This is a genomic window from Winogradskyella sp. MH6 (assembly GCF_022810765.1).
Classification (GTDB): domain Bacteria; phylum Bacteroidota; class Bacteroidia; order Flavobacteriales; family Flavobacteriaceae; genus Winogradskyella.
In genome coordinates this window covers 61462-76014 of sequence record NZ_CP094494.1, presented here as the reverse complement: position 1 = coordinate 76014, position 14553 = coordinate 61462, and the positions used below count along the sequence as shown (strand labels likewise).

At 34.2% G+C, this 14553-nt stretch carries 18 protein-coding genes; 12 read left to right on the top strand and 6 right to left on the bottom strand.

The features are described 5' to 3' along the window. Position 1: 1 nt before the first annotated feature. From lptB to MST30_RS00400, 4 genes are all read right to left on the bottom strand, one after another. Positions 2 to 742, bottom strand: a complete 741-nt coding sequence (lptB, locus tag MST30_RS00415; RefSeq protein WP_243472441.1) for an LPS export ABC transporter ATP-binding protein — start codon at positions 740 to 742, stop codon at positions 2 to 4. 73 nt (positions 743 to 815) lie between these two features. Next, complete coding sequence (locus MST30_RS00410; RefSeq protein ID WP_243472440.1) at positions 816 to 1163, bottom strand: carboxymuconolactone decarboxylase family protein; 348 nt, start codon at positions 1161 to 1163, stop codon at positions 816 to 818. Continuing rightward, positions 1156 to 1980, bottom strand: a complete 825-nt coding sequence (tatC, locus tag MST30_RS00405) for a twin-arginine translocase subunit TatC (RefSeq protein ID WP_243472439.1) — start codon at positions 1978 to 1980, stop codon at positions 1156 to 1158. Before tatC ends, MST30_RS00410 begins: the two co-directional genes overlap by 8 nt. Continuing rightward, positions 1980 to 2945, bottom strand: coding sequence for a KpsF/GutQ family sugar-phosphate isomerase (locus tag MST30_RS00400; RefSeq protein WP_243472438.1), 966 nt, complete (start codon positions 2943 to 2945; stop codon positions 1980 to 1982). The genes tatC and MST30_RS00400 overlap by 1 nt, the downstream gene beginning before the upstream one ends. 217 nt (positions 2946 to 3162) lie before the next feature. On the opposite strand from MST30_RS00400, the gene recQ reads away from it, so the two are divergent. The 7 genes from recQ to MST30_RS00365 all read left to right on the top strand — a co-directional run bounded on the left by recQ (position 3163) and on the right by MST30_RS00365 (position 9851). Beyond that, positions 3163 to 5364, top strand: a complete 2202-nt coding sequence (recQ, locus tag MST30_RS00395; RefSeq protein WP_243472437.1) for a DNA helicase RecQ — start codon at positions 3163 to 3165, stop codon at positions 5362 to 5364. 118 nt (positions 5365 to 5482) lie between these two features. Continuing rightward, complete coding sequence (locus MST30_RS00390; RefSeq protein ID WP_243472436.1) at positions 5483 to 5959, top strand: hypothetical protein; 477 nt, start codon at positions 5483 to 5485, stop codon at positions 5957 to 5959. Positions 5960 to 6117: 158 nt separating this feature from the next. Beyond that, positions 6118 to 6642: a hypothetical protein gene (locus MST30_RS00385; protein WP_243472435.1), complete on the top strand. Its 525-nt coding sequence runs from the start codon at positions 6118 to 6120 to the stop codon at positions 6640 to 6642. Between the two features lie 153 nt (positions 6643 to 6795). After that, a complete protein-coding gene (locus MST30_RS00380; RefSeq protein ID WP_243472434.1) occupies positions 6796 to 7137 on the top strand; it encodes a hypothetical protein in 342 nt (113 codons plus the stop codon). A 360-nt stretch (positions 7138 to 7497) separates the two neighbouring features. Next, positions 7498 to 8565, top strand: a complete 1068-nt coding sequence (gene rsgA, locus MST30_RS00375; RefSeq protein ID WP_243472433.1) for a ribosome small subunit-dependent GTPase A — start codon at positions 7498 to 7500, stop codon at positions 8563 to 8565. Positions 8566 to 8713: 148 nt separating this feature from the next. Beyond that, positions 8714 to 9103, top strand: coding sequence for a DUF1801 domain-containing protein (locus tag MST30_RS00370; protein WP_243472432.1), 390 nt, complete (start codon positions 8714 to 8716; stop codon positions 9101 to 9103). Between the two features lie 64 nt (positions 9104 to 9167). Continuing rightward, entirely contained in the window at positions 9168 to 9851 is a 684-nt protein-coding gene (locus MST30_RS00365) for a hypothetical protein (RefSeq protein ID WP_243472431.1), read from the top strand. Positions 9852 to 9873: 22 nt separating this feature from the next. On the opposite strand, the gene MST30_RS00360 is transcribed toward MST30_RS00365, so the two are convergent. Beyond that, complete coding sequence (locus MST30_RS00360; protein WP_243472430.1) at positions 9874 to 10575, bottom strand: CPBP family intramembrane glutamic endopeptidase; 702 nt, start codon at positions 10573 to 10575, stop codon at positions 9874 to 9876. A gap of 192 nt (positions 10576 to 10767) precedes the next feature. Between MST30_RS00360 and MST30_RS00355 the strand changes: the two genes are divergently transcribed. The 4 genes from MST30_RS00355 to MST30_RS00340 all read left to right on the top strand — a co-directional run bounded on the left by MST30_RS00355 (position 10768) and on the right by MST30_RS00340 (position 12697). Then, positions 10768 to 11571, top strand: a complete 804-nt coding sequence (locus MST30_RS00355) for a DUF6090 family protein (protein ID WP_243472429.1) — start codon at positions 10768 to 10770, stop codon at positions 11569 to 11571. A 194-nt stretch (positions 11572 to 11765) separates the two neighbouring features. Beyond that, the gene (locus MST30_RS00350) at positions 11766 to 11948 is read left to right on the top strand and encodes a hypothetical protein (RefSeq protein WP_243472428.1); all 183 of its coding nucleotides are present in this window, start codon (positions 11766 to 11768) and stop codon (positions 11946 to 11948) included. After that, positions 11945 to 12313: a DUF1428 domain-containing protein gene (locus MST30_RS00345; RefSeq protein WP_243472427.1), complete on the top strand. Its 369-nt coding sequence runs from the start codon at positions 11945 to 11947 to the stop codon at positions 12311 to 12313. Before MST30_RS00350 ends, MST30_RS00345 begins: the two co-directional genes overlap by 4 nt. Beyond that, entirely contained in the window at positions 12314 to 12697 is a 384-nt protein-coding gene (locus tag MST30_RS00340) for a VOC family protein (protein ID WP_243472426.1), read from the top strand. Positions 12698 to 12718: 21 nt separating this feature from the next. On the opposite strand, the gene MST30_RS00335 is transcribed toward MST30_RS00340, so the two are convergent. Next, positions 12719 to 13144 (bottom strand): hypothetical protein, encoded by a 426-nt coding sequence (locus tag MST30_RS00335; protein WP_243472425.1) that lies wholly within the window; start codon positions 13142 to 13144, stop codon positions 12719 to 12721. 430 nt (positions 13145 to 13574) lie between these two features. Between MST30_RS00335 and MST30_RS00330 the strand changes: the two genes are divergently transcribed. Beyond that, complete coding sequence (locus MST30_RS00330; protein WP_243472424.1) at positions 13575 to 14507, top strand: peptidylprolyl isomerase; 933 nt, start codon at positions 13575 to 13577, stop codon at positions 14505 to 14507. Positions 14508 to 14553 lie beyond the last annotated feature (46 nt).

Here is a 14553-nt window from a genome sequence, read left to right as displayed (position 1 = left end):
ATTAAAATTCTAACTTCTTTTTACGTAGCTCAAAGTTTTGTCCGAGATAAACTTTGCGTACCATTTCGTCACTAGCAAGTTCTTCGGGTTTACCTGCTTTAAGAATGCCTCCTTCAAACATTAAGTACGTTCTATCTGTAATAGCGAGTGTTTCTTGTACGTTATGGTCTGTAATAAGGATACCAATATTCTTTTTGGTAAGTTTAGCAACAATACGTTGAATATCTTCTACAGCAACAGGATCTACACCAGCAAAGGGTTCATCTAACAATATAAAGTTTGGGTCAGTTGCTAGGGCGCGTGCAATTTCAGTTCTACGACGCTCTCCACCCGAAAGTAAATCACCACGGTTGGTTCTAATATGGCCAAGACCAAACTCTTCTATCAAAGATTCCATTTTATCGTGCTGTTCCTTTTTACTCAATTTGGTAAGTTGTAACACGCTCAAAATATTGTCTTCAATACTCAACTTTCTAAACACTGAAGCTTCTTGTGCAAGGTAACCAATACCATTTTGTGCACGCTTGTACATTGGGTATTTAGTAATGTTGGTATTGTCTAGGTAGATATTTCCTCCATTGGGCTTAATAATGCCAACAATCATATAAAATGAAGTCGTTTTACCAGCACCATTAGGCCCAAGTAAACCTACAATCTCACCTTGGTTGACTTCAAGAGAAACGTCTTTTACAACTTTTCGTCCGCTGTAGGACTTCATTAAATTTTCTGCACGTAGTTTCATATACTTTCTAAGAACGCTAAAAATAATAAATTCATATAGAACCGATTATCTTAAGCCTATATTTATAAAAAGTTTAACCTTGGTTTTCTAGAGCTTCCCAATACTCATGGGCTCTTCTTAAATGCGGAATTACAATAGTACCACCAATTAGAGTAGCAATACCAAGGGCTTCGCTAACTTCGGCTTTTGTTAAGCCTTCATTATAAGAAGATTCTAAATGATACTTCACACAATCATCACAACGCAATACTGTAGAAGCTACAAGCCCAAGCAATTCTTTTGTTTTTTTATCCAGCACACCTTCAGCAAAAGCATTAGTATCTAAATTAAAAATACGCTTTACGATTTTATTGTTATCCGAAAGGATTTTATCGTTCATCTTAGAACGATAATCATTAAATTCTTTTACAATATCAGACATGTTTTCTTTTTCTTTTTTGGTTTCTAACTACAATAGCAGAAATATAAATACTTGCTTGATATAACAGTAAAATAGGAATTGCCACAATAACCTGACTTGCAATATCTGGTGGTGTAATTATGGCAGATAATATCAATACAAGTACTAAAGCATACTTTCTGTATGTTCTTAAAAATTGAGGTGTTACCAAACCTACTTTAGTTAAAAAGTAAATGATGATTGGCAACTCAAACACAAAGCCAGATGCTAGTGAAGAGGACCTAACAATAGCAATCACTGAGCTAATATCAAACTCATTAGAAATCTGCTCACTAATCTGATAGTTTGCTAAAAAGTTGATAGATAATGGTGTTATAATATAATAACCGAACAGTACACCAAGGAAAAATAAAAATGAAGCAATAATAATAAACCCTCTAGAGTTTTTACGTTCGTTAGATTTTAAACCAGGACTAATAAAGCTCCACAATTGGTATAAAACATAAGGAAAGGCAACTATAAAACCAGCATAAATCGATGTCCAGATATGTGCTGAAAACTGTCCAGCAACAGTTCTGTTTTGAATAATAAACGGAAATTTATCAGCACAAAACGTCGTGTCTTCTATACCTAAAAATTGAGACATCTTGCATAAACCTTCATATGTTGGGAAACTCATATGTGTTGGCCCAAAGATGATAACATCAAAAATGAATTTTTTAAAGATAAAAGCAAGCGTTGCGGCAATAACAATTCCTAAAGTTGCTCTTATTAAGTGCCATCTTAAATCTTCAAGATGGTCTAGAAAAGACATCTCGTCTACACTCTTCTTCGCCATTATATAATGCCTTCTTTTATTAAATCGTGTAAGTGAACAACACCAGCATACTTACCATCATGCTCAACCAATAATTGAGAAATACCAAATTCTTCCATAAGTTCCTTAGCATCTACAGCCATGGCATCCTCATTAATGCGTCTTGGGTTGGTACTCATAATATCTTTAGCGGTAAGACAAGTAATATCATCACTTTTACTAAGCATACGACGCAAATCTCCATCTGTGATGATACCAACAATTTTACCATCTTCAATAACCGCAGTTACTCCAAGCATCTTTTCAGTAATTTCAACAATGACCTCTTTTAAGCTGGCATCTAAACGTACTTCTGGTTTTTGGTTTTGAGATGATAAATCATTCACTCTTAAATATAGACGTTTACCTAATGCTCCACCAGGATGATATTTTGCAAAATCCTTGCTAGAAAAGCCTCGCAATTCCAATAAACAAACGGCTAGAGCGTCTCCCAATACAAGCTGAGCTGTAGTACTTGTTGTTGGCGCTAAGTTATTAGGGCAAGCTTCTTGCTCAACGTAAGCGTTCAAAACATAATCAGATTGTTGTCCTAAAAACGAATCGGCATTGCCAGTTATAGCAATCATTTTATTTTTTGCATTTTTTATAAGAGGTACCAACACTTTAATTTCTGGAGTATTACCACTCTTAGAAATACAAATCACCACATCGTCTTTTAGAATTAGCCCTAAATCACCATGTATGGCATCTGCAGCATGCATAAAAACCGCAGGAGTACCTGTAGAATTTAAAGTAGCAACAATCTTGTTGGCAATAATGGCACTTTTGCCAATGCCTGTAATAATAACTCTTCCTTTAGAATTATAAATCAGCTCTACAGCATTAGCGAAATCATCTGTAAGTAATTCCGACAAATTTCCAATAGCTTTACTTTCTAACGCTATGGTGCTTTTAGCAGTATTTAAAATGGACGACACAGTGTTCAAAACTAATTTTTTAATGTGTTTTTTAGATATAAAGATTTTACTATCTTTAAGGTTATGCAAAAGTACGTGAATTTTTTCATTCAAATATTCCCAAATCGCTTAGAAAAAATTACAGGTACTAAACAAAGTAATTATAGATACAAAGCTAAGTTCTACATGTTATATTTGTAATAGAGTTTAGTTTTATTATAGAAGAAATAAATACGAAAAGGGATTAATGAGTATTGCAGAAATTGACTTACACTCCTCACTAAAAAAATACTTTGGTTTTTCTGGGTTTAAGGGTCTACAAGAAGAAGTTATTAAAAATGTAGTAAAAGGTAATAACACCTTTGTTATTATGCCAACAGGTGGCGGAAAATCGCTCTGTTATCAACTACCAGCTTTAATAAAAGACGGAACAGCAATTGTGGTCTCTCCACTTATTGCATTAATGAAAAACCAGGTGGATGCTATACGCGCAGTATCCGATAATGAAGGAGTCGCACACGTTTTAAATTCGTCGTTAAACAAAACCGAAGTAAAGCGTGTAAAGGATGATATCATTAATGGCATTACAAAGCTATTATACGTAGCACCAGAATCGTTAACTAAGGAAGAATACGTAGATTTTTTGAAGACTCAGAAAATCTCATTCATGGCAGTAGACGAAGCGCATTGTATTAGTGAATGGGGACACGATTTTAGACCAGAATACCGAAACTTAAGACAAATTATAAAGCGCATAGGAAACGATATTCCTATCATTGGGCTTACAGCAACAGCAACTCCAAAGGTGCAAGAGGATATTCTTAAAAGTTTGGGTATGACAGATGCTGTAACCTTTAAAGCATCGTTTAACAGACCAAACTTATTTTACGAAGTACGCCCAAAAACAAAGAATGTAGATGCAGATATCATTCGTTTCATTAAGCAAAACGAAGGTAAATCTGGTATTGTTTATTGTTTAAGTAGAAAGCGTGTAGAAGAGTTAGCACAGGTGCTTCAGGTTAACGGCATTAAAGCTGTGCCATACCATGCAGGATTAGATGCTAAAACCAGAGTAAAACACCAGGATATGTTCTTAATGGAAGATACCGATGTGGTTGTAGCAACCATTGCCTTTGGTATGGGTATAGACAAACCAGATGTGCGTTTTGTAATTCATCACGATATTCCAAAGAGCATAGAAAGCTACTATCAAGAAACAGGTAGAGCAGGTCGAGATGGTGGTGAAGGCCATTGTTTAGCTTACTATGCCTACAAGGACATAGAAAAACTAGAGAAGTTTATGTCTGGCAAACCTGTGGCAGAACAAGAAATTGGCCATGCCTTGTTACAAGAAGTTGTAGCCTTTGCAGAAACATCCATGTCTAGACGAAAGTTCATCCTTCATTATTTTGGTGAAGAGTTTGACAATGAAACTGGCGAAGGTGGAGATATGGACGACAACGTTCGTAATCCTAAAAAACAGGTAGAAGCTCAAGACGAAGTAAAGATACTTTTAGATACCGTAGATAAAACCAACGAAAAGTACAAAGCAAAAGACCTTGTACAGGTTATTATAGGAAAATCTAATGCCTTAATCTCATCTCACAAAACAGATAGCCAACCATTTTTTGGTATAGGTAAAGGCAAGGAAGACCGTTTTTGGATGGCACTAATACGTCAGGTAATTGTAGCAGGACTTTTAAAGAAAGATATTGAGACCTATGGTGTGCTGCGATTAAGCAAAACAGGTAAGGACTTCTTAAAGAATCCGCAATCGTTTATGATGGCAGAAGACCATGTGTACGACGACGAGTCTAGCGACAACATTGTTACAAACGCTAAAGGTGGTGGAGCAGTAGCAGACGAGCAACTAATGACCATGCTCAAGGATTTGCGCAAGCGCAATGCCAAAAAGTTAGGAGTACCACCATTTGTTATTTTCCAAGACCCTTCTTTAGAGGATATGGCATTAAAATATCCAATAAATATAGAAGAGTTGTCTAATGTGCATGGAGTAGGAGAAAGCAAAGCCAAAAAGTACGGTAAAGATTTTGTAAACCTTATAGCAGACTATGTAGAAGAAAACGATATTACCAGACCAGACGATATGGTCGTAAAATCTACAGGCTCTAACTCTGCGCTCAAACTCTACATTATACAAAATGTAGATAGAAAACTGCCATTAGATGATATCGCTTCTGCAAAAGGTATGGAAATGCCAGAGTTTATAGGCGAAATGGAATCTATAGTCTACTCTGGTACCAAGCTGAATATAGATTATTGGATCGATGAAATCTTAGATGAAGACCAGCAAGAAGAAATCCACGACTACTTTATGGACTCTCAAAGCGATAAAATCTCTGATGCTATAGAAGAATTTGATGGCGACTATGACGATGAAGAGTTACGTCTCTACCGCATTAAGTTTATTAGCGAAGTAGCGAATTAAACATATCATTTTGTAAAAGAATATAATTCCTCTTATCCTTAAAATATTTGTGATAAGGGGAATTTTATAATAATATAGCTAGTAGTAGCACATTAAACCAAAAAATAACGTGAAAAGAATGAATACCTACATAATCTTTGGAATTTTAGCATTAATCGGAATATTCGCTTTGGTTAGTTGGAATTCAAAACGGAATTCAAACACACACGAAATCGCAGAAAATAAGTCTGAATTACTGAATCGTGAAATCCGACAAAAACAACGAGATTTAAAACTTACTGTCTCTTATGATTATGGAGAAATCACAAAAACTATATCTGAAAAAGCAACTGCGGAAATAATAAAAAGCACAATGGAATCAACAAATTGGAATGAATTTCACATTGTGGAACTGGAAGATGAAAATGGAAATGGATACAAAGCATTGCACGTAAGCGGAAGTTTAGGCGATGATGGATTAGCGTCTGGATTTGTAACAGACGATGACCATATTTTACTAGTTAAACCATTAGAAACAGTTGAACAAATGACTGAAATTCTTCTCGACTTTTTGAAAGGAGAAGAAATTTGGCGGAATAAATATGAATATAAATAACGTGCCACAACAACGTGTATAATTCATTACGGCGGATTCGACTACGTCCGAATCCACTCGGAATTGCTAACGTCAGTTCCAAACCGAAAATTAACGCATATTAACCCGTAACTTCGGTTATACAAACCGTTGTAGCACATTTGAGAACACATATGAAATTGAATAAAACGTTATTAATTATTGCAATTGTTTTTTTAATAATCAATCTATTCTTTTTTAAAAACTCTGAAACTCTGAACGCAGGAAGAGCAATGATTTACATAATTATTTTTCCTTTATTCTGGGTTGCGACTCTAATTACTGTTAGAATATTAGCATTTAAAAATCGTAAAGAATGGTTCAGTAAAGAAATGAAAATTTCGACTATCGCTTTTTTGATTTTATGTACACCTTTATCAATTTGGGGATTTTCTGCTTTAACAAGACCTGAAATGCAATTAATAGGAACTAGTTATAATCCGAGAAATGGAATTACGATAAAAACCGAAACGTGGAATTATAACTCTGGACAAACAGCAGTCACAAAATTTTGGAAAATTGATACTGAAAATTGGACAAGTACTACTGAAAATGATTTCAAGAAAGATTCTGTTTGGATTTATTTAGATAAAAAAGGAGATACTTTGAGAATTGAAAAATATAAAAATGACCAACTCGTTGAAAGGACAGAATATAAAAAATAATGTGCTACAGCAATGTATAACCGCAATTACGGCGGATTCGACTACGTCCGAATCCACTCGGAATTGCTAACGTCAGTGCTAAACCGAAAATTATTAACTTCAATCCCGTAACTGACGGTTATACGAGACCGTTAGCAAGCATTTGACCAAAAAATGAAAACAGGAATAATCTCAATAATTGTAGTATTAATTGGAATCTTATTTGTCATTTGGTTTAATCTCGAAATTGTAGAATTATTCGAGTCTGAAATTCTAAAAATGGAAAATCAAACTGAATTAAATCCAGCAGTTTTTACGACCAAAAAATTGAATAAAATAATAGCACTCGGAATAGCATTAATCGGAATTATTCTCGGAATAAAATCGTTGCGGAATAAAAATCGGATTGGAATAATTGGAATTATACTTTCGGTTGTTCTTATTATTCTGACTTTTTTACCTATTTGGACTTATATTCTATCGGATTCAAGACTAGACATAAATTTTAATAATTGAAAATGTTTGTTAACAACGTGTATAATTCATCACTACGGATTTTCACGCAACAAACCATAGACAAACCACCATACTCAATACAAAAGCACGCTCTTTATTTTTAACCTTACAAGAGAAATGCTTAATTTTGTACTCTAATTACATTTTATGTCTATTACATCTGTAATATCATATTCGGATATTGTAAAATAGATAGTCAATTTTCTTTGGCTATCACCATTCGCTACTTCAGGTAATGCCCTGAAGCATTTCCTACGTATTTACATTTTACAAAAAAACACATCAATTGTAAGCGCTATTATATTTAAATTCATGTAATGAATACCGCAAGTGTTTGCAATATTTTAAAACACACAGAATATGAAACTAGAACATTTCGGATATAACGACAACATAGAAATACTAAGAATTCAACATAATTTATTAAACTTTGAAATCGGAAGAGTTATTTCAGAGCATAAGGAACGATATATAGTTAAAACTGAAAAAGGGGAATTTGATGCAGAAATCACAGGAAACTTAAGATATACTGCAAATACTCGCGAAGATTTTCCTGCCATAGGAGATTGGGTTGCCATTTCTGAATATGGAGATGATAAAGTTCTCATACACTCTATTTTACCCAGAAAAACCATCATTAAAAGACAAGCGGTGGGAAAACACGGAGAAAAACAAATCATAGCAACCAATATAGACTTTGCGTTTATAGTACAAGCAATCGACAGAGATTTTAATATCAATCGTGTAGAACGGTATCTAACAATTTGCAATGCATCTCATGTAAAAACGATAATCATCCTAAATAAAATTGACTTAATAAATGATGAAGCTTTAACCAATTTAATATCACAAGTTCAAGAAAGAGTAAAGCAAGTACCAATAATTGCTATAAGCAATAAGTCCAAAAAAGGGATTGAAAAACTAAAAGAGCATATCGTAAAGGGCAAAACTTACTGTTTGTTGGGCTCGTCTGGAGTAGGAAAATCAAGCCTTCTAAACAATCTTTTAGGAAGGCAACTAATGAAAACAAATACCATTAGCACAAGTACCAATAAAGGACGGCACATTACAAGCCACCGAGAATTAATAGTTCTTGAAGATGGTGGAATTATAATAGACAACCCAGGAATAAGAGAAGTGGGTATTGCAGATGCCGTTGGAGGTTTGGAAAAAACATTCGATAAAATAGTTGAGCTATCTAAAAACTGCAAATTCAAGGATTGCACCCATACCATAGAAACGGGTTGTGCTGTTGTAGCTGCCGTAGAAAGCAAGAAAATAGATAAATTGTTCTATGAAAATTATCTAAAAATGAAACGAGAACAAGAACATTTTGAATCTACTGTTGCAGAAAAACGCCAAAAGGACAAGAACTTTGGAAAGATGGTTAAGCAATTTAAAAATATAAAAAAGTCAAATAGGTACTAAGCACTATAATTGCATAACGCATTGCTGCTGAATCTCAAGTCGCAATTCAGCAGCAATTTGTTATCTTTCGGTCATAGAGGAATAATGACTGTACCCTTTTTCCAAACAAATTATGATCTAACCGTTAACGCTTATTTAAACATAAAACATGAATAAATTAAATGTGGAAGTTTCTAAATTTCTTGACGGATTAAATCATCCATTGCGAGATGAAATAGAGAATTTGCGTCATATTATAACAAATGCCACAAATGGCTTAACAGAAAATATAAAGTGGAATGGACCAAATTATTGTTACAATGATAATGACCGAATAACAATGAAAATTCAGCCACCAAAGCAAATACAATTGATTTTTCACAGAGGGGCAAAAAAACAAGAACAGCCAGAAGACAGAATTATTCAATCAAAGTCAAAACTCTTACTATGGAAAGAGAATGACAGAGCAATTATAACCTTCAAAAACAGATTCGAAATTGAGAAGGCAAAAGCAGACTTATCATCAATTGTAAACGAGTGGATTTTAAGAGCAAAATAAAGAAAACGAATAGCCACCACGACTACAAATAACAACTAGTCATACACAAACCATCAACTAACACATGAAAAACACACTTACAATACTAATCATATTGGTTTCAACTCTAAGCTTTGGACAAAATATCGAAGAAGAAAAATTATGGAGAACCAAAGGGGTATACGATTCTTTAGGTAATTTTATAGAACGAGCAAAAATTCAAAGCTTTCTCTTTAGTTCAAAATCAAACCAGTTTTACAGATTAAGAACACAAGACAAACTAAATATGGAAACAGGAGAAACCAAGGTTTTTGTTTACAGAGATACTTTAAACCTAAAAGCTTCCAACAACAATACCTATCAATTAAGCGACAAAGAAACTCTTACGTTACATTCTAAAGATTCTTTAACCATACAATTTAATGGCTATACATTGCCATACGTCAAATTAGACCTACAATTCAATAAAATTGATCTAGAAAAGCTTAAATCCACACTGCAAGAAGAGCCATTAATAGAGTCTGTTGAAGACATTAAAGAATATCAGTTTACATATCAAAAAAACGGACTAGTAAAAGTAAAACCTCTAGAAAGAAATTCAGAATGGGAATCCGAATACAAAATAATAGACTTTAACGGTTTTATAATAATTCAAGGAATTGTATCGGCACCAAAGCTGATAACAAAGCTTGAAAAGGGAAAAATAAGTTTCATGAAAATCGATTATCGATTTGAAAACAAAAATGGTGAGTTAAATAAATCACATTAGCCAAAAACCAAGTTTTTTTAACTCAAACCTCTCTTCTCTTATAATTCTTATAGATATACCATGTAATAACTCCAGGAACTATTAAAGCCTGCAACAGAAAAAACAATAACTGTTCCCAGCCACTCAAATCAACACCTTTACCATCTGCAACATATAATGAATCTCCTAAAGGACCAGCAGAAAGAACAACAATGCTAATCACAATCCATCCAAAATGCAACCCTAAAGGCACTAATATAGACTTGGTTTTTGCAAAGGCATAAGCAAACATCCATCCAGAAGCACCAGTCAATATAAATACGTATGCCATAGGTACAAGACCACGTCCAAACATTTGGTAACTAAACCAATGGTAAATCCCAAAAGCAATAGCACTAATAATACAAGCCCAGTTAATACCTAAACGTTTAATGAGTAGATAGAGTAATGCACCTCTAAAAATAAGTTCTTCAAAAAAAGCAGCCTTAAAAGTCCACCAGATACCATTGAGGCTTTCCTTAAAGCCGTAGTCTACATTTCGTACGTAGTTAAATTCCTTAAAATAAGCCTGTCCTAGTAAATTAATTAAGCAAAACACAGCCATTATAACCATGCCAACAAAAAACGCTTTTAGGCGTTTGCCGTTAGGTAGTATACCCAAAACAGTTATATGCTCCCTTTCAATAAGCCAAAGAAGCAACCACGAGATAGCAAAAACAACAATAACACCTATCATAGTATACATTAAATAGTTGTCCTAATATACTGTTATTAATCTAATTAGAGGTTACTGTCTTTAATTTTCAATTTATATAACTACACAGTTATAAACAGAAAAACACTATCTTTAATCAACAGAGAAAAAATCAAAGTACACTTCCCCAAAAAGAACCTTAGCCAAAATCCTTTAGTTGTATCATGGCAAACCGTTAACCAAATGATAAAATTCTTTAGTAAAATCAGACAAGACTTACTCTCGGAAAGCAAAACCCGAAAATATTTAAAATACGCTTTTGGAGAAATAATTTTAGTAGTAATAGGAATTTTAATCGCATTAAGCATAAACAATTGGAATCAAAACCGCCTTAATAAGGATTTAGAAACCATTTACTGCAATCGGCTTTTAAATGACGTCAGAGAAGAAAAGCTAACTCTCGAATCCATTATCAATTATAGCAAACAAGTTAGTGCACATGCAAAAAAAGCTATAGCAGTTTTAGAAAATACCCCAAATGCTAGTGCCAACCCAGTAGAAAACATCGTAGACTTATATCAGGCCAGTCAATATGCAGACTCGTATTCTGCATCATCAACTTACAAGGAGTTAATTGCTTCTGGTCAAATTAATCTCATTCAAAATGACAATTTAAAAACAGCTTTAATTAGATATTATGATATCCAATGGGCCGAAACAGGCACCTTCACATTTCAAAACAAGTATAGAGAGAATCTAAGAGGCAAAATGCCAGACGACATACAAACGGAAATAAGATCAAAATGTGGTGATATATATATAAAATCTAGAAATAGTTACTTACTAACCTTGCCTAGTAATTGCACTGTTAATATTGACTCTAAAATAGCTGAGTCTGTCGTAGAAGAGCTACGTAAAGACGAGAGCCTAAAAAAAGATCTACGTTATCTTATAGGTAATGAGGCTGGTAAATTAAATGATTTGTCCGCCGTAAAATTGCAACTAGATAACCTCGAAATTCTATTAGAAAAGATAATTGATCAATAAGTAATCATAGCCCTTGCTAGCATCAGTATTGTAACAAAAAATGGTATCTTTAATCACTCGCTAGCGCTCGTTTGCAACGGGTGCACACAGTAGTAAGGATATAATAAGTGCACAATAAGCCTAATTAATGAATATCAGTTTGAGTGTATAAAAAATTAAAATAACTAATTACAAGTTTAAATATAGAACATAAAATGGACACAGTTTTTGGACTATTAATAATTGCTGTTTTTGTTGGAACATTAGTTATTGGATTAAAACAACTTTCAAATCCAAAACACGATTTTTCTGGTAATTTGGAAAAAGAGAAAGAATCTTATGAATTTTTTATTTTAAAATTTATAAATGACATTAAATCTATTTTTAAAAACCAATGAAAAACTACATCGACGGCTTTGTATTTCCCATACAACACATTCATATAGCCCAATACCAAAAAGTAGCACAGCAAGTCGCAGAAATCTGGAAAGAACACGGAGCCTTAGCCTACCAGGAGTTCGTTGGCGACGATATGCGCCTAGAAGGCACTAAATCCTTTACAGACGTCATCAATATCAAAGAAGACGAAGCTATTGTATTCGGTTGGGTAGTCTTTCCTTCAAAAGAAGCAAGAGATCTGGCAAACCAAAAAGTACCTCAAGACCCCAGAATGGCAGCATTGGTAGAACCTTTAATCAACCCAGAGAAATTAGTTTTCGATGCCAGCAGAATGGTATATGGAGGTTTTAAATCCCTTGTTTAGATGCAAACATTCGCTTCTAACCATATCGCACTTTCAGTGAAAGATGTCAATCAATCCGTAGCGTTTTATCAAAAAGTATTTCAATTAAAAGAGATACAAAACACAGCGTCAAACTCTAAAACCAGATGGCTTCAACTCACACAGAGCACCCAACTGCATTTAATACCAAGACCCAACGCAGAAATAAAGACCAATAAAGCCGTGCATTTTGCATTAGCAACAACAGATTTCAACGCATTTGTAAACCATTTAGAAACCTTAAATATCGAGTATTCCGATTGGAAAGACACACCAAACAAAGACTACATAAGAGCCGATGGAATAAAACAAATCTACTTCCAGGATCCCAATGGCTATTGGATTGAAGTCAATAACGATCTCTAATAAAAACTAAAGAAGATAAATCTACTTCTCAGAGTTATACTTTGTAAACAACAACTCCTTGTTCTTCACATTCAATACAATCTCAGATAAAGTAGCGTTTTGTAAAGACTTAACATCTTTTTCTTCAATCTGAAAATCAATATTAGTCACAAAACGTCCCTTTACTTCAGTATGGTGAGATTCAAACTCAAGCGAGTCAGAGTTCAAGGTCAATTCAAAATCCTGTCCTTTAAAAGTCAATCGAGCACCATTTTTACACTTCACTTTTAATGAACCAACAACTATAGTCTGAAAAAATAAATAACCACCCAATTCACTAAGACCAGAAAAAAGCACATTGCTATCCGATACACCATAAGCATCGTGCTCAACAGAAGCAATGATTGCATCAATAGTATCCTCAGAAGTTTCAGTTTTATTAAACAGTTTAGAAAGTGAAAAACCCATAAATTTAAATTTAGGCAAAACTATACTTATTATAGCAATTCCCAAATCTAAATTCGCAAAACAAAGATCAACCGCTCAACTCTAAGCAAACAAAATCCATCGTCACTTCGAGTGAATTTTTCGATTGAAATGAGAAAAATTTGTATCGAGAAGCAAAACTGTCTTATAAATCTATCTTTATATTTTCTGAAATTCCATGACAAAGTCAAGGCACCAACAAGATAAAATACAAACTAAATTAACATGTATACCGAGTATATGCCGACTTTATACCATATATAAATCATATTTATAGTGGTAATAATTAAGGTGAAGTAGTACAAATATAGCATTCAAACACACGTTTCTTAAGAGGTAACACTTCCGCAAACAAGCTTCAAACTTCCAACTTTACTTCGTATCTTTGCAGCCTTAAACAAAAGAAAATACAATGCAAGACGGATTATACGCAAAATTCAACACCTCAAAAGGTGAAATCTTAGTCAATTTAGAATTCGAAAAAACGCCTGGTACAGTAGGTAACTTTGTAGCCTTAGCAGAGGGTAACTTAGAAAACTCAGCAAAGCCACAAGGTACACCTTACTACGATGGTTTAAAATTTCATAGGGTAATTCCAGATTTTATGATTCAAGGAGGTTGTCCACTTGGCACAGGAACAGGAAATCCAGGTTATAAATTTGATGATGAAATTCACCCAGATTTAAAACACGATGCGCCAGGTAAACTATCTATGGCAAATGCAGGTCCTGGTACTAATGGTAGCCAGTTCTTCATAACTCACGTAGAAACCCCTTGGTTAGATGGTAAGCATACGGTGTTTGGTAATGTGGTAGAAGGACAAGATGTTGTTGATGCTGTAGCACAAGGAGATAAAATAGAAAGTATAGAGATTGTAAGAGTTGGTGATGCTGCCAAAAATTTTAATGCTATTGAAGCTTTTAGAACTTTTGAAGGTGCGCGCGAAAAACGTATTGCTGCAGAGCGTGAAGCGGCAAGAGCAGAGTTAGATAAATTAGCTGCAGGTTTTGAAGAAACGGCTTCAGGATTACGTTACAAGATCATTCAAAAAGGAAATGGTAAAAAAGCCGAAAAAGGTAACATGGTGTCTGTACATTACAAAGGGCAATTAGCAGATGGTACTGTTTTCGATTCTTCATACAAGAGAAATTCTCCTTTAGATTTTCAAGTTGGTGTTGGTCAGGTTATTCCTGGTTGGGACGAAGGTATCTGTTTACTTAATGTAGGAGACAAAGCTCGTTTAGTAATTCCTAGCGACTTAGGGTATGGTGCTGCAGGTGCAGGAGGTGTTATTCCACCAAATGCGACATTAGTTTTTGATGTAGAATTAATGGGAACAAAATAAACCCGATTCTAAACTTAAATAATTAAGAGTCTCACATAAATAGTGG

Excerpts from the sequence above, each read along its gene's own strand:
- MST30_RS00330 (WP_243472424.1), top strand. The coding sequence starts at position 13,575 with ATGCAAGACGGATTATACGCAAAATTCAACACCTCAAAAGGTGAAATC.
- lptB (WP_243472441.1), bottom strand. The coding sequence starts at position 742 with ATGAAACTACGTGCAGAAAATTTAATGAAGTCCTACAGCGGACGAAAA.
- tatC (WP_243472439.1), bottom strand. The coding sequence starts at position 1,980 with ATGGCGAAGAAGAGTGTAGACGAGATGTCTTTTCTAGACCATCTTGAA.
- MST30_RS00370 (WP_243472432.1), top strand. The coding sequence starts at position 8,714 with ATGAATAAATTAAATGTGGAAGTTTCTAAATTTCTTGACGGATTAAAT.
- MST30_RS00390 (WP_243472436.1), top strand. The coding sequence starts at position 5,483 with ATGAATACCTACATAATCTTTGGAATTTTAGCATTAATCGGAATATTC.
- MST30_RS00360 (WP_243472430.1), bottom strand. The coding sequence starts at position 10,575 with ATGTATACTATGATAGGTGTTATTGTTGTTTTTGCTATCTCGTGGTTG.
- MST30_RS00335 (WP_243472425.1), bottom strand. The coding sequence starts at position 13,144 with ATGGGTTTTTCACTTTCTAAACTGTTTAATAAAACTGAAACTTCTGAG.
- rsgA (WP_243472433.1), top strand. The coding sequence starts at position 7,498 with ATGAAACTAGAACATTTCGGATATAACGACAACATAGAAATACTAAGA.
- recQ (WP_243472437.1), top strand. The coding sequence starts at position 3,163 with ATGAGTATTGCAGAAATTGACTTACACTCCTCACTAAAAAAATACTTT.
- MST30_RS00410 (WP_243472440.1), bottom strand. The coding sequence starts at position 1,163 with ATGTCTGATATTGTAAAAGAATTTAATGATTATCGTTCTAAGATGAAC.
- MST30_RS00340 (WP_243472426.1), top strand. The coding sequence starts at position 12,314 with ATGCAAACATTCGCTTCTAACCATATCGCACTTTCAGTGAAAGATGTC.
- MST30_RS00345 (WP_243472427.1), top strand. The coding sequence starts at position 11,945 with ATGAAAAACTACATCGACGGCTTTGTATTTCCCATACAACACATTCAT.
- MST30_RS00350 (WP_243472428.1), top strand. The coding sequence starts at position 11,766 with ATGGACACAGTTTTTGGACTATTAATAATTGCTGTTTTTGTTGGAACA.
- MST30_RS00380 (WP_243472434.1), top strand. The coding sequence starts at position 6,796 with ATGAAAACAGGAATAATCTCAATAATTGTAGTATTAATTGGAATCTTA.
- MST30_RS00365 (WP_243472431.1), top strand. The coding sequence starts at position 9,168 with ATGAAAAACACACTTACAATACTAATCATATTGGTTTCAACTCTAAGC.
- MST30_RS00355 (WP_243472429.1), top strand. The coding sequence starts at position 10,768 with ATGATAAAATTCTTTAGTAAAATCAGACAAGACTTACTCTCGGAAAGC.